Annotated in this window: 10 protein-coding genes; 9 read left to right on the top strand and 1 reads right to left on the bottom strand. The window is 42.8% G+C overall.

What is annotated here, in order from left to right; all coding sequences use genetic code 11:
* The first annotated feature begins 160 nt into the window (after nt 1-160).
* From H6G69_RS23205 to H6G69_RS34460, 7 genes are all read left to right on the top strand, one after another.
* Complete coding sequence (locus H6G69_RS23205) at nt 161-1,177, top strand: glycosyltransferase family 2 protein (RefSeq protein WP_190691488.1); 1,017 nt, start codon at nt 161-163, stop codon at nt 1,175-1,177.
* The gene (locus H6G69_RS23200; protein ID WP_190691487.1) at nt 1,143-2,132 is read left to right on the top strand and encodes a glycosyltransferase family 2 protein; all 990 of its coding nucleotides are present in this window, start codon (nt 1,143-1,145) and stop codon (nt 2,130-2,132) included. Before H6G69_RS23205 ends, H6G69_RS23200 begins: the two co-directional genes overlap by 35 nt.
* Nucleotides 2,133-3,335 (top strand): glycosyltransferase family 4 protein, encoded by a 1,203-nt coding sequence (locus H6G69_RS23195; RefSeq protein WP_190691486.1) that lies wholly within the window; start codon nt 2,133-2,135, stop codon nt 3,333-3,335.
* Nucleotides 3,253-4,254: a glycosyltransferase family 2 protein gene (locus H6G69_RS23190; RefSeq protein ID WP_242072153.1), complete on the top strand. Its 1,002-nt coding sequence runs from the start codon at nt 3,253-3,255 to the stop codon at nt 4,252-4,254. The genes H6G69_RS23195 and H6G69_RS23190 overlap by 83 nt, the downstream gene beginning before the upstream one ends.
* Nucleotides 4,251-5,687 carry an O-antigen ligase domain-containing protein gene (locus tag H6G69_RS23185; protein ID WP_190691485.1) on the top strand — a complete coding sequence of 479 codons (1,437 nt, stop codon included), beginning with the start codon at nt 4,251-4,253 and terminating at the stop codon, nt 5,685-5,687. The genes H6G69_RS23190 and H6G69_RS23185 overlap by 4 nt, the downstream gene beginning before the upstream one ends.
* Before the next feature lie 28 nt (nt 5,688-5,715).
* Nucleotides 5,716-6,846, top strand: coding sequence for a glycosyltransferase family 4 protein (locus H6G69_RS23180; protein ID WP_190691484.1), 1,131 nt, complete (start codon nt 5,716-5,718; stop codon nt 6,844-6,846).
* Nucleotides 6,847-7,389: 543 nt separating this feature from the next.
* Nucleotides 7,390-10,212: a DVUA0089 family protein gene (locus H6G69_RS34460; protein WP_190691483.1), complete on the top strand. Its 2,823-nt coding sequence runs from the start codon at nt 7,390-7,392 to the stop codon at nt 10,210-10,212.
* Nucleotides 10,213-10,337: 125 nt separating this feature from the next.
* Here H6G69_RS34460 and H6G69_RS23170 read toward each other — a convergent pair whose 3' ends face one another.
* The gene (locus H6G69_RS23170) at nt 10,338-12,608 is read right to left on the bottom strand and encodes a recombinase family protein (protein WP_190691482.1); all 2,271 of its coding nucleotides are present in this window, start codon (nt 12,606-12,608) and stop codon (nt 10,338-10,340) included.
* 78 nt (nt 12,609-12,686) lie between these two features.
* On the opposite strand from H6G69_RS23170, the gene H6G69_RS23165 reads away from it, so the two are divergent.
* The gene (locus H6G69_RS23165; RefSeq protein WP_190691481.1) at nt 12,687-14,018 is read left to right on the top strand and encodes a proton extrusion protein PcxA; all 1,332 of its coding nucleotides are present in this window, start codon (nt 12,687-12,689) and stop codon (nt 14,016-14,018) included.
* 84 nt (nt 14,019-14,102) lie between these two features.
* Nucleotides 14,103-15,359: a murein transglycosylase A gene (locus H6G69_RS23160; protein ID WP_190691480.1), complete on the top strand. Its 1,257-nt coding sequence runs from the start codon at nt 14,103-14,105 to the stop codon at nt 15,357-15,359.
* Nucleotides 15,360-15,419: the final 60 nt, after the last annotated feature.

The following is a 15,419-nucleotide window of genomic DNA, read 5'->3' as shown; positions in this document are numbered from 1 at the left end:
AGGGGATTTTTAGGAATTACAGCATTTTTTATATGCATGAGGTACATTTAGTCTCTAGTCTCTCTACTCCTTGAAAGGTGTACTACACCACACTGAGAAACGCTTTAATTAGGGATGTTTAGTCTACATATAAATTGATTAAATATAACGATTTAATTGTATGTCGAGCAATATTGAATTACCAGAACCATTAGTTAGTGTTGTTATCCCTACTTACAATCGCCCAGAGTATTTAAAGCAGGCGATCGCCAGTGCTGTTAACCAGACATTTAATAATATTGAAATTATTGTTTGTGATAATTGTAGTGATGTTAGTCCTCAACCAATAGTCGAAGCTTTTCAAGATGAGCGAATTCGGTTTTGCCGCAATTCACAAAACATCGGTATGGTTGCTAATATTATCAACGGTTTTGTCATAGCTAGAGGTAAATATATTGCTAGCCTTCATGATGATGATATGTGGGAACCTGATTTTTTAGCCAAGCTTGTTCCACATCTTGAAGCTAATTCTGATTTGGCTTTAGCTTTTTGCGATCATTACGTGATTAAAGCTGATGGAAAAATAGATGATAAACTGACTCAAGAGTGTTCTGAAACATGGAAACGAGCTAATCTAAAAGCAGGAATTTATCAGCCTTTTTATCAAATTGCTATAGAAAATATGTCTGTAGCTACTGCTAATGCTGCTGTTATTCGTAAAGATGTGGTAGATTGGACAGCATTTCCTCTAGAGGTTGGTGGCTTCTACGATTTGTATATCAATTATCTCTGTTCTCGCTCTGGTTTAGGAGCTTATTATACTCCAGAGAAACTCACTCGCTACCGCGAACATGAGCTAACAGATACATTAACAGATAATGCTCAAATTAATATCCGTAAAGCTAAAAATCATATTTTCTGTTACGAACAGTTTATTCAAGATGTCAGATTAAAAGATTTACATCCATTTTTCCAGCAGAGATTAATCGAAGCTAACCAATATTTAGGTATGAATTTATTAAAAGCTGGACAACCAGAATTAGCACGCCATCATTTTTGGTATGTCTTGCAAAACAAAAGGCTGAGTATCAGAGCGATCGCCGCATTATTATTCAGTTTTATCCAAAGCTTATTTAGCCATAAATTTATCAGTGTGAAGGGATATGTTACAACAGAACGTAAAGCAACCTCTGGTTAGTGTTGTTATCCCAACTTACAATCGACCAGAATATTTAAAGCAGGCGATCGCCAGCGCAGTTAAGCAAAATTATCAAAATATTGAAATTATCGTTTCTGATAATTGTAGTCCTGAAAATCCCCAACAAATTATCGAATCTTTTGGTGATTCACGCATTAAATTTTGGCGACATCCTGAAAATGTGGGGATGTTAGCTAATCAAATGCACACCTTTAAAATGGCAAGTGGTAAATATCTTGCCAGCCTGCACGATGATGATTTATGGCATGAGGATTTTTTAGCAAAACTTGTGCCTATTTTAGAAGCTAATCAAGATTTAATTTTAGCTTTTTGCGACCAATATATCATTGATAATGATGGCAATATTAACGAGATTGGTACAGAAGAAAATACACGCGGTTTCAAGCGAGATATTTTAGTTTCTGGTATTCATCAATCTTTTATTAATATTGGTTTAATTGATAAAAGTATCGCCACCGCAGCTTCTTGTGTAATTCGTAATGGTTTAATTGACTGGGATAGCATTCCTCCAGAAGTTGGTGGGATGTGGGATTTATATTTAACTTATCTCTGCTGCATTTCTGGTTATAGTGCCTACTATTATCCCGAAAGATTAACTTATTATCGCGCCCACGCACAAACTGACACAATGTTAAGTGGCAGTAGAAATGCTAATGCCAAAATTCGCAAAGCTCAAAGCGAAATATTTTGCTATAAAACCTTCATAGAAGATAGCCGTTTACAAGAATTTCATACTTATTTCCAAGCTAAATGGTTAGAAGCTCATACAACTTTAGGAATTGGATTACTGCGAAATCAACAAATAACAGCAGCCCGTTCTTATTTGTGGCAAGCATTCAAAAAACAAAAATTGAATCTCAGAACTTTAGTAGCCCTGATACTCAGTTTTACTCCGCAACCATTAGCTAATCAATTGCTAGGAGTATCAAAATAAATGAAACTTTGCATTGTTACGCACAAAGTCAAAAAAGGTGATGGTCAAGGAAGAGTCAACTATGAAGTTGCTCAAGAAGCAATTCGTCGTGGTCATCAATTAACATTATTAGCCAGCGAAGTAGCCCCAGAAATTGAGCAAAACAGTAAAGTTAACTGGATTAAAATTTCTGTTGATGGTTATCCAAGCGAGTTTATTCGTAATTTTATATTTTCATATAAAAGTGCAGCCTGGTTACAACAAAATCGCTCGCAAATCGATTTATTAAAAATCAATGGCGCAATTACAAATGTTGCAGCTGATGTGAATGCTGTACATTTTGTCCATAGTTCTTGGTTGCGATCGCCTGTACATATTTCTCGCATTCGCCGCGATGCTTACGGTTTTTACCAGTGGTTATACACCGCCTTAAATGCCCGTTGGGAAAAACAAGCTTTTCAACGCGCTAAAGTGGTTGTCGCCGTCTCCGAGAAAGTCGCCCAAGAGTTAATTAATATTGGCGTACCACGCGATCGCATTCGAGTCATAATCAACGGCGTAGATTTGCAAGAGTTCACCCCTGGTATCGCTTCTCGTCAAAAATTAAACCTACCAGAAAACGTAAATTTAGGATTATTTGCCGGAGACATCCGTACACCTAGGAAGAATTTAGATAGCGTCTTACAGGCCTTAGTGAAAGTACTTGATTTACATCTAGCCGTGGTCGGGAGTCCTGATGGTAGCCCCTTTCCCCAGTTAGCCGCCGATTTAGGCATTAGCGAACGGGTACATTTTCTCGGCTATCGCCGTGATATTGCCGAAATCATGCGGGCAGTAGATTTATTTGTCTTCCCCTCCCGTTATGAAGCTTGCACCTTGGTTTTGTTAGAAGCCCTCGCCTCTGGTTTGCCTGTGATTACCGCCATAGCCACCGGAGGGGCAGAGATAGTCACATCCGAATGTGGAATTGTTTTACCAGATTCAGATGATATTGATGCCTTAGCCTCTGCATTGTCTTCTTTAGTACGCGATCGCACCTTGATGCAGCAAATGGGTCAAGCAGCCCGCGTTGTCGCCCAACAACACAGTTGGTCAACAATGGCCCAAACCTATATGGATCTATTTGAGGAGTTACAAAAGAATGAAGAACACAGTTCTCATCCCGACCTATCGCCGTCCTCTGGATCTATCTCGTTGCCTTTCGGCACTGCAAGCGCAAACTAAACCTGTCGATCAAGTCATCGTCGTTGTCCGGGATACAGATGCAGACACCTGGAATTTTCTAGCAGAATTTCCCTTACACAACTTACCTTTGCAAACCGTCACCGTTACCATCCCAGGAGTAGTAGCCGCCCTCAACGCTGGACTTGCAGCAGTTGAGGGAGATGTCTTATCTATTACTGATGATGATGCAGCCCCTTATCCTGATTGGTTAGAGAAAATTAACGCGCACTTTCTCGCCAACAGTCAAATAGGTGGTGTTGGTGGGCGTGATTGGATACATCACGGTGACAAAATTGAGGATGAATCGCGCGCTGTAGTTGGGCAAGTGCAGTGGTTTGGGCGGGTAATTGGCAACCATCATTTGGGAGTTGGCGAAGCGCGCTTTGTTGATGTCCTCAAAGGCGTGAACATGAGTTTTCGCACTCAGGCGATCGCAAAATTACACTTTGACGAGAGAATGCGAGGTACAGGCGCACAAGTACATTTTGAAATGGCATTCATCCTCACCTTAAAACGTGCAGCTTGGCAGATAATTTACGACCCGCAAGTGGCAGTTGACCACTATCCCGCCCAGCGATTTGACGAAGACCAACGTAATAATTTTAATGCGATCGCGCAAATTAACTTAGTCCATAACGAAACCCTAGTTTTACTAGAACACTTTTCACCCCTACGCCGCCTCATCTTCTTGCTGTGGGCAATCTTAGTTGGGACAAGAGACTGTTTCGGCCTCATCCAATGGCTGCGATTTTTCCCCAGCCAAGGCCGACTCGCCACCCGCAAATTATTAGCTTCCTGGCGCGGCCGCTGGCAAGGATGGCAGACATGGCAAGTTACCAGTGACAGCCAAACTCCGCGTAACTCCGCGTTGAACTTTGCGTCTCTCTGCGTTAAAAAAATATCAGGAAATGCACAGTGATTTCTCAATCATTACTCTTCAATAGCTTCTTACAAACACCATTTTCCCCAAAACAGCGATCGCTACAAGGTTGGAGTGCTATTCTCGGCTTTATATTGCTGGGTGTCACTTGTTACTTTGCTGGTGCGGCTGGGACTTTACGCCTAATTTATCCAATCACAGCCTTAATCGTAGCGATATTTTTATATCTACGTCATCCGATTTTATACATCGGTTTTACTTGGTGGGTCTGGTTTCTTACACCCTTAGTTGCTCGTTTAATCGATTATCGAGTCGGTTGGGACCCTACTCGTCAAATTCTCATTGCCCCTTATTTAGTTGTATTTGTTACTATTGCCACATTCTTAAAGCATTTTCCCAAAGCCTCTCGACAGGGAGGTTTACCTTTTATTTTGGCTTTTATCGGCGTATTTTATAGTTTTCTTGTAGGTTTAATTTATAACGCTCCAGTCCCCGTAGCGCGCGGCTTATTAGACTGGTTGAGTCCCATTATTTTTGCTTTTCACTTATTTATGAACTGGCGGGACTATCCCACTTATCGCCAGAACTTACAACGGACATTTCTGTTTTGCGTCTTAGTTACAGGTGCTTACGGCATCTATCAATTTGTTGTCGCCCCAGAGTGGGATAGATACTGGCTAATTCAGTCCAAATTATTCACAAGTTCTGGCAACCCTGTACCATTCGGAATGCGTGTCTGGAGTACATTACACTCAGTCGGGCCGTTTGGTGCGGTGATGCAGACGGGGTTGTTGTTATTATTTACCGCTTCTGGGCCGCTAATCTTTCCGGCTTCGGCTGTTGGCTACGTGTCATTTTTGCTAGCCCAAGCCCGGACTAACTGGGGAGGCTGGTTACTCGGCGTAATTATGATTATGGGTTCAGTCAAAGCTAAAATCCAAATGCGCTTAATTGCGATCGTGGTGGTGATGGCATTGTGTGTTATCCCACTTACAACCATTGAACCAATTTCTGATGTAGTATCAGCCAGGTTAGAAAGCTTTTCTAATCTCGAAAACGATACTAGTTTTAGGGATAGATCAGGCAGTTATGACCGCAACCTTGGCATCGCCCTTTCTAATATTCTGGGTAATGGTTTAGGAAATATTTGGAAAGTCAATGAAAAAACCGGACAAATCGAAGTATTTGTCATTGATAGCGGCATTCTCGATATGTTTTTCACCCTCGGCTGGTTTGGAGCCGTATTTTATTTAGGTGGATTATTCCTCATGCTTTTTAGTGTGATGCAGTATACTGAAGCGCGATTTGATAGCTTCGTCAGTGCCGCCCGTGCCATTGGTATTAGTTCTTGCGCTCAATTAGTCATCGGTAGCGGGATGTTGAGTGTCTCCGGGATGATTTTGTGGGGATTTTTAGCAATGGCAATGTCAGCACATAAATACTATCAGCATCAAAACAGTTTGAATTCGTAATAACTTAGATCCCCATACATTAAACGATATGAAAGCTATAGTTATCATGCCCCTAGCCGAACAAAGAGGTGGCGGTGAAATGATGTTTTTAGACTTGATGCAGCAAGGACGGAATGCTGGTGTCGAGTGGATAGCCATCTTTTTAGAATCAGGCCCAATGGTGGAACAAGTGAGAAAGTTGGGCATTGATACGCGAGTTATTGAAAGTGGCAGGTTGCGACAAGTTCATAAGTTAATTACTACCGTTTTGCGGATAGCGGCGATCGCTCGGCGCGAACGTGCAGATATAATCGTCAATTGGATGTGGATTACCCATTTTTACGGTGGTATGGCAGCGATGCTGGCGGGTTTACCATCTGTGTGGTATCAACTCGAAGTACCCCATGACAAGTTTTGGTTAGTCCGCCTCGCCACAGCATTACCCGCCCGTGCTGTTATCACCCTCTCTCAAGATGGTAAGCAAGCCCAAGCCCAAATTTGGCCCCATCGTCCCACACCTCTAGTTTATCCCGGCGTAGCCTTAGATAGATTTGAACCTGCTGCTTTACCTTCGCCCCAAGTAGCACGGCAAAAACTCGGCTTACCATCACACGGGCCGTTAATTGGCATTGTGGGCAGACTGCAACGCTGGAAAGGAATGCACGTCCTCGTTCAAGCAATGCCGAAAGTGTTAGAGAAATATCCTGATGCTCATTGTGTGGTAGTTGGCGGTAAGCATGACTTAGAACCAGACTACGAAGATTTTCTCAAATCAGAAATAGTCAATTTAGGACTGGAAGAAAAAGTCATTATGCCAGGACTCCAGCGCAATATTCCCGAATGGGTGCAAGCAATGGATGTCTTCGTTCATGCTTCTGATAAAGAACCATTTGGAATTGTGATTATTGAAGCAATGGCGTTGGGTAAACCTGTAATTGCGGGTAATGCTGGCGGCCCAACGGAAATTATTACCGATGGGATGAATGGCTTATTAACACCTTACGGTGATTCTGAAGCATTGGCGATCGCAATTTTGCGCTACCTAGACGAACAAGAATTTGCCCAAAATGTCGCCGTCGCTGCACGCCAACGCGCCCTCGATTTCTCCACCCACAACTACGCGCAAAACTTCATTAATACGATTCGTTCTTTAATGCCTAGTGGAATGGCACTAAGATAACCCTAAATCAATTCTTATAAGGCAATACGGTTCAGTTAAGAGAATAGTAGGTTGGGTGTAGCGATAGCCTAACCCAACAAAGGATGCGTGAATGTTGGGTTCCGTTCCTCCACCCAACCTACACCTGACTTTTCACGGGATTTAGAAAAGAAGAAACAGTTCACCAAGAATTTACGCCAACTAATTTTTATAGTTCTGACTTTTTGAGCAGCAAAAATCAGGTCAATATTTAGCTAAATTTGTCTGTTCTGATTCCCGATTCTTTCTCAAGAAAACTTAATCTTTTCTACATCATAAAAAGTTTTAAAATTGCACTATTATAAATACTTCTTAATGAAGTAAAACTTACGCAAAAAATTTCTCAAAACCTCATTTTTTCGTCAATTCTGTGTCTCTGTAGTACTCTGCGGGAAGCCGCTTGCGCGTCTATAGATTTTTAGTGTATTAGGCGTAAGTTCTGTGAAGATGGGAAAGTTCTCAATAATTATCTATTCTATGTTTTCGTTTGTTTTTCTCTCTCTAGTTTAGTTAAGAATTATCGCCATGACAGAACCTAATAATACTTTTTCTACCGCAACACCCATAGATCCAGAGTCAAACTTTTTCCTGGAGCAGAATGTCATCATCAACGATTCAGTCAGTTCAAGTGACACTGACGACTACTACCAGTTCTATACCCTCTACGGTGCATCAACCCTCTACGCCCCTTTAAATAACTTGTCAGCCGACGCTGACCTCTATATTTACGACCAAAACCAAAACCTAGTTGCCATTAGTAACCTGGGTGGCAACCAGAGCGAGACAATCAACGTTTCGCTACAAGCTAACCAATACTACTACGTAAGGGTACATTTTTATTCGGGAAACCCCACAAACTATTCGCTGTACTTATACAATGACTATTCTGGCCCAACCTTAGCAACAGCGAGAGATATCGGCACTAGTTGGGGGCAAACCAGCGATAAGTACTTAGCTTATAACAAAATTAACTGGCAAGACTATCTCGACTATCGTGATAACGTTGACGTTGTGAAATTCACGATGGAAGCTCCTGGCACTATCAGTTTGCGGATGAAGGATTTTACCTATACTGGTGGATTGCAGGCGAGGATGGAATTGCTCGACTCCAATGGTAACGTGTTGCAGACTGTCGCTGGTACTGTGGGTGATGGTCTCAATGTTGACCGCTACTCTGCCCCGGCTGGCACTTACTATGTCAGATATACTCAGCTTTACGGCTCCGATCCCTACACCTTGCGGATTGTCAGTGATTATGCAGGTGATGTTACTGGTACAGCAAGAGATTTGGGCAACGTCACTGGCAGCAGTCGTCGCTTGTACGATATGGTAGGAGGCTCCTTTGGGCTGCCAACTTATGAAGATGCTAATGACCTCTACAAATTTACTCTGGATAAAACCTCACCCCTTGATATCCGGTTAGACATCGATACCTCGGCCTTCCCCACTCCCACCTTCGATGCCAATTTACGCCTTGCCCGTGACACAAATAATGATGGGTTTATTTCAGCCGATGAAGTTTTCCTTTCATCATCGAACCCAGGAGACGACCAAATCTCAACCACCTTAGGAGCGGGTACTTATTACATTCAGGTGGTGCAGAACGGAGCCTATACCAACTATCAGCTCGATCTCGATTCAGACTTTGATGCTGTTAACAGCGATCCACAAGCGTATAACAATCTATCAAAGGCGCGATCGCTTGGTACTCTCATTGGGGAGACACCTTATACTAATGATGGATTTGGCATCAGTGCAGGTGATTTCTCTGATTACTTCAAGTTCACTATGAGTGCTGCGGGTAAACTCTCAGCTGCCGCATTTAATAACTCTTACTACTCTAGAACTACCCAAAATCCAACTCTGTCAATTGTCCAAGACTTGAATAATAACCAACGGCTTGACGCTGGTGAAACAATTACTGAGTTTAGTAGTGGTTCCCTGAGTGCAAACTTGGCGGCGGGAACCTACTTTTTACATACAAATGGTACTGGTGTACAAGCCGCTTACTACCTGCGGTTGGTTTCAGACTACGCCGGGAATACTTTAAGCACAGCCCGACAACTCGCAGCCATCACTGGGGCAACACCGCCAAATCAAACTTTCCAAGACTACATCGAACAATCTTTCGATGCTTCCAGTGATGTCAACGATTTCTATCGCTTCAATCTGACCAGTACTTATGAAGTGACCCTGAATACCACAGGTGTTGCTGGTGAAGATTTATCGCTTGCACTGATTAAGGATGCCAATAATAATGGTGTGATCGATGCGGGTGATATCTTAGCGACTTCAAACGTCTTGAACTCGCCAACAGAAAAGCTCTCACGGGTACTAAGTGCTGGGCAGTATTTTGTGCGCGTCCTGGGGGTTAACGGAGCCACAAACTATACGCTGACCTCAAACTTCGTTAGTCCAAGTCAAGACCCTGACGACACAATCGCTGAAGTGGCGAATCGTACTGCAAATATTAAGTCACTAGGGCAGTTCGTTGACTTTACCATGAATCCCCAAAATGACACAGACTTGGTGAAGTTTACCGTCTCTGCTGGGCAGCGAGTCGGGTTTGATGTGGACTCTCGCAATGGGTCAAGTCTCAATACTTACCTCAGAATATTCAACTCCAGTGGTACACAACTGGCGGCTAACAACGATGGATCTGCACCGGGTGAAGCCTCTAGCCAGTTCTCTTACTTGGCTTATACATTTACTCAAGCGGGTACATACTACGTCGGCGTATCCCTTAGCCCAAACTCTAACTATAACCCGGTTACGGGTCTTGGCGATGTTAATGGTTCCGGGGCTACAGGAGAATATCGTCTGACGCTCAACGATCTTGGACGAGTATTCACTGGCGATGCTACGAACAACTCGATCGCTGGTGGTAGCGGCAACGATAGCCTCAATGGGGCTGGAGGTAATGATACAATTACTGGTGGTGGCGGTAACGATGTACTGATCGGTGGTACTGGCAATGACCTACTAGTCGGTGGTGCAGGAAATGATACGCTAACCGGAAATGATGGAGCAGATAACTATCGGTTTACAGCTTTAAGCGATCGCTTAGATATAATTAATGATTTTAGTGGCTCTGCTGGTGACAAGATTCAGATATCTGCCGTCGGTTTTGGTGGAAATTTAGTTGCAGGCTCTTTAAGTGCAGAACGTTTTCGTTCTGGTGCAGGCATTACGACAGCAAACACGACAAACCAACGGTTTATTTACAATACAACAAATGGAGCCTTATTTTTCGATGCCGATGGCAGCTTAGGCGGCTCTACAGCAGTACAGATTGCAGTCTTACAAGGCAGTCCTGCTTTCAATAACACTAATATTGTCGTTATCTAAACCTGATCAAGCGCAGTTGGGGTGTGGGGTGTAGGGGAAAATACAGCCCCAACAACCGACTCAGCCACCCCCAACACACTTCTTCTTGACTTTTCCCATTAAGCCTGTTTTGCAAGTTACCAAACTTAAGCCACATCAGAAACAACAGACACACAGGTATGCACCAAGGGTAACAGTGGCCCTAGTTGTTCTTGTCCGTTGACGGCTAAATCACTGTGGCATAAATAAACTTTGTCGGATACACGCGATAGCAAATCTGCCAAAATTCGCTTTAATCTTGCTTGTTCTGTTAATTTTTCATCTTCGGCTGTCCACGGTTGCCCTAACCTGTTTCGCAAGAATAAAGGCGCACCAAATAAAGTGGCTGCACCACCTTTTGCCCACAAAGGCGAACCTGCATCTAACCAAAAATGCCAACGATGCGATCGCCTGCTCGAACGATATTGGAAAATAGTGGCTAAGGTGACAGCTTTTCTGGCTGGGCCAATAGGACGCAACGGGTAAGGATTGGCTGTAATCGTACCACGCCGCAGCAGTTGAATAAATTCAGCTAAGGTAGTGCTAGCTGAGTGCTGAGTGCTGAGTGCTGTTAGCGGTAGCGGGGCGTTTAGCCCGTGCTGAGTGCTGGCCTCTTGCCCAATTCCTGCCTCCTGCCTTAACCTAGTATCAATTTCCCAATAATGCTGGGCAGTTTCTAGCAATTCTCGCAGTGCTGCCATTTGGTCGTAAGGTGGGTTGCTGTCTTTGCACAGAAAGTCTTGAATTGCCAAATACAACAGTGAAATCGGGCTAGGAATTAAACGTTGTTCTTGTTGCGATCGCTGTTTTTCGATCCACTGTAAAATCTCACCATAAGCTGTGGTTGCTACATAGCCAATTCTATCCCAACGCTCAAAGGTTGTGACAGGTAACAAATTCGGGCGCTCAGGATGGGGAACAAAGCAATAATCAGCAATTAAACCCGCACGTACTGGGTCGATATCAGTGCTGAGTGAGGAGTGCTGAGTATTTAAGACTCCCCCTGCCCCCTGCTCCCTGCCCTCTACCTCCTGCCCCCTGCCCCCCTTCCTCCCCAACACTACCAACATCTCCGCCACGGCATCTCTATCTACTAACCGCCCCAAGCCGGGATAAACTAGTGCTAACAGCGTGAGTAATGCCCGAATCATTGGTGAACTAATCAAAGGGCGTTGGTCGTTGAGTGACTCGACGGGGATGTTTTGCTTGGTGAGAATTTCTGTGATGGTATAACGAGCGATCGCATCTAAACCAGGTGCTATAATTGCTACTTCTTGAGCCTGTACTTGTCCTGATTTGATTGCCTTGCCAATTACCTCAGCTGTTTTGCGCAGTAGTTCGGCACGAGAGGTGGTTTGAATTGAGCGCACCATTGGCGGTAGTTCTATCATCACCATCGGTTGGGTGATAAATTCTACCATTGGTGTGGCGAGTCGCTCGGCGAGGGATGGTTGCGCTGGCTCAAACAAAGTTTCGACTCGGCAGCGTCTAGCCAATTCTTCCATATCATTAGGATCTGCCCCTAATCCTAAGCGCACCGCACCATCAGGATTATAACTAAACGCGCCTACTGCCCCTTGATCTAAAAGGGTTTCAAACAGCTGACGGGCGACTGCGGGATATTCATCCACATCATCAGCAAGAATGGCTTGATAGCGTTGTTGCAGACGTGCTTGATAACGGCGATCGCTTAATAAATGCTGCGTGTAGAGTTCAGTTATAATCCCATAAGTGAGTAAACCACGCTCTAAACACCAGTTACGCCAATCTAGCAGCAAAGATGCTAAAAATTCTGGCTCTAGATTTACGCCACTTTCTGGTAAACCTGTTTGTAAAACTTCCGCAATGCCTTCGCACGGTGTCCCACTATAAGCCGCTAACTGCAACAAGTCTAAAATCCGCCGTACTAAACGATATTCATTCACCCCTGCACGCTGCAAAACTTCTGCATCTAATTGCTCGCGCCAAAGTTTGGTGGCTAATTCTTGTTCTGTCTCTGGGCGTAGTCTTACCGGAAATTGGGCTTTTATGTGTAACGAATCAATCAATAAAGGCCAAAATAAAATTATCTCATCTTGAAAAAAACCTAGCGGAGTTTTGGCACGAATTGGATATTTACCTAAAGTTTTTGTAACAATCTTATCAGAAAAATCACGACGATTGTCATCATTAGCTGCCAAGGCTAAAACTCCTGGTTCTGATTGCTTTAAAACCAGTTTTTTTGGGAAAGAATTAGCTGTTTTTTGGACTCTAGTTTTAGTATAAAATGATTCATGATTTTGGTTTTCAATTTTTAGCCAGCGACAAAAATGCTCTACCAAACGAGTTGTCTTACCACTGCGACTATTACCGACAATCCAAACAGACTGAGAAACCACAAACTTTCTCCTTATAGATTTGTTAGTATACCTGTTGCGTTAATTTAGGGTTAAGAATTACTAAATAAGGCTGGATGATTGCCTCCGATGAACAATTCTGGTTTTGGTCAAAAAATTTACTCTTACTTGCTGGCTGCTTACCGTTGGTATTTGCTCACACCACAGCGTTCTCTTGATGAAGCTTATAAAGCAGCTCTACACATTAAAGCTCTAGAAGATGAACATTTCAATGGTAAGCGGATAGATGCTATCACTAGCGGCTATAGCAGCAGCATGATGGACTATTTTGAAATAGATTTGCGAAAACAATTAAAAATAGCCAGAATGCGGCTGACTGAGTTTCGAGCTAGCCGTTGGTTTTCTAATGAATCTAATCAAAAAGCGGCTCGCAAAGCAGGTATAGAATATCCTAGTCCAGCCCTAACTTTAGAAAAGCTAAGATTCATTGATGAAGTCATATCAAAATACACAATAGTTGATATTGAACCAATTTCTGATGTAGTTGAGCAACCATCAATAGTCAAAGCTGACAACACAAATTTGCCACCATCACCTGTATCATTATCAATCAAAAATTTAGAATCAATTCCCAGACCAAGGCCAAAACCTCGTGGCAAAGCTGATACAACAGGTATATTGCCCCGTTCAATTTTAAGTACTATCAGCCGTTTACAAACTGAACTAGACCCTAATTCTGAGCAAGATGTTGTACAAAACTTTCGTCAGGCACAAAGAAGAACAATTATATCTATCAGATTTATACTGTTCCTGATTATCATACCTTTATTAACCCATCAACTATCTAAATTTGCTTTCAGCCCAGTAATTAACCATTTTAGACCTACTGAGGCAGCAGTGTTTTTAAATGGTGAAATGGAAGAAGAAGCCCTAGAACAGTTACACAGATTTGAAGAAAAAATCAGATTTGAGAATTTGATTGTTAATGCGCCTCCTATCTCAACCGAAGAAATCGAAAACCGCCTCAAAGAAAAGGCGCAGGAAATTGCCGAGGAATTTCGCAGTGAAAGCACCAACGCCATTAAAAATGTTGTGGCAGATATAATTTCTGTTGTGGCTTTTATTTGGTTTTTACTGGTAAGTAAACCAGCGATCGCAGTCCTCAAAGAATTCTTTGATAATGTAGTCTATGGACTCAGTGACAGTGCTAAGGCATTTATCATCATTTTGTTTACCGATGTATTTGTCGGTTTCCACTCACCCCACGGTTGGGAAGTCATTTTAGAAGGTGTATCTCGTCATTGGGGCTTACCTGCTAACCGAGATTTTATCTTCTTATTTATTGCTACATTCCCGGTAATTTTAGATACAATTTTCAAGTACTGGATATTCCGTTATCTCAACCGGATTTCGCCTTCTGCTGTTGCTACCTATCGCAATATGAATGAATAGCAGGTGACAGGGAATAGGGCTGGGGAACAGGGAACAGATTTAAATGTTCTAACCTAGGTATCACTTGCTAGATCAATTTTTTGGATGAGAGACAAATTAGCCACTATCAGCATCAATATACCCATCATCCTATTTGTTTTCATGGTGCAGACACCACAATTAGGCAATCGGGAACTGAGCCAAGTAGAGTGTCAAATCAGTAAGTGGAATCTCTCAGAGTCCTTACCCAGCAACACAGCACCACTCATCCAAAGATTACCCATTACTTGTTGTCAAACTGACTTATCTTGTTTAGATCAAGTTATCTACCAACCAGACAACAGTAATTTAACCCAAAAAAAAGCATTAGTAACATCCATTGACCGCAGCTTAAAATATCTCCAAACTTCTCAAGCTGTTGTCGCTTATCAGAACTACCCAGTCAAAGAAATTACGCGCGATCGCGTTATCAAAAGTTTAACAAGATTCCGCGAACTCTTAATTAATTCTCAATCTGCCACAGAACTTCATGCAGCTATAGAAAAAGAATTTGTTTACTATCAATCAGTAGGTAAAGACCAAAAAGGCACAGTTTTATTTACTGCTTATTATGAACCACTATATATTGCTAGTCGCGTCAAAACAGGAGAATTTCGCTATCCTGTGTATCAATTACCAAGCGATTTTAACAATTGGCCTCAGCCTCATCCTACGCGCCTAGAATTGGAAGGCGCAGACGGCTTACAAGGTGACAAAGGCAAATTAAAAGGCGCAGAATTATTTTGGTTTAGCGATCGCCTCGAACCATATATGATTCAAATTCAAGGTTCGGCCAAACTTCAGCTAACCGATGGAACTTTCACGAGCATTGGCTACGCAGGTAATACCGCTTATAACTACAAAAGCATTGGACGAGAACTAGCTAATGATGGCAAATTACCCCTGCAGGGGATGACAATGCCAATTATCCTCGACTATTTTCAAAAGCATCCACAAGAATTAAATATTTATATTCCACGCGATCCTAGCTTTGTCTTTTTTCAAGAAAACCACGGCGCACCAGCCCAAGGTTCTATTAATGTACCACTCACCCCTGAACGCTCAATCGCTACCGATAAATCTCTCATGCCTCCTGGTGCTTTGGCGTTGATTCGTGCGGCTTTTCCCTTTGTCGCTGCTAACGGTAGCTTGGAACATCAGATTGTTAGCAGATATGTGCTTGATCAAGATACGGGTGGGGCAATTAAAGGCGCGGGGAGAGTCGATTATTTTTTAGGCACTGGAAAAACAGCAGGCGATCGGGCAGGTGTGACAGTCAGTAATGGTCAATTGTTTTATCTATTACTCAAGCCAACACCATAGAGAAAAAGCTGGAAATCAGGAACTAAGGAGACTCAGTTCCGTCAAACAATTTTAGATTTT

Origin of the sequence: Nostoc sp. FACHB-110 (assembly GCF_014697425.1) — a bacterium.
GTDB lineage: Bacteria > Cyanobacteriota > Cyanobacteriia > Cyanobacteriales > Nostocaceae > Nostoc_B.
The sequence above is the reverse complement of the archived record's forward strand: the minus strand, read 5'-3'. Positions and strand labels throughout refer to the sequence as shown.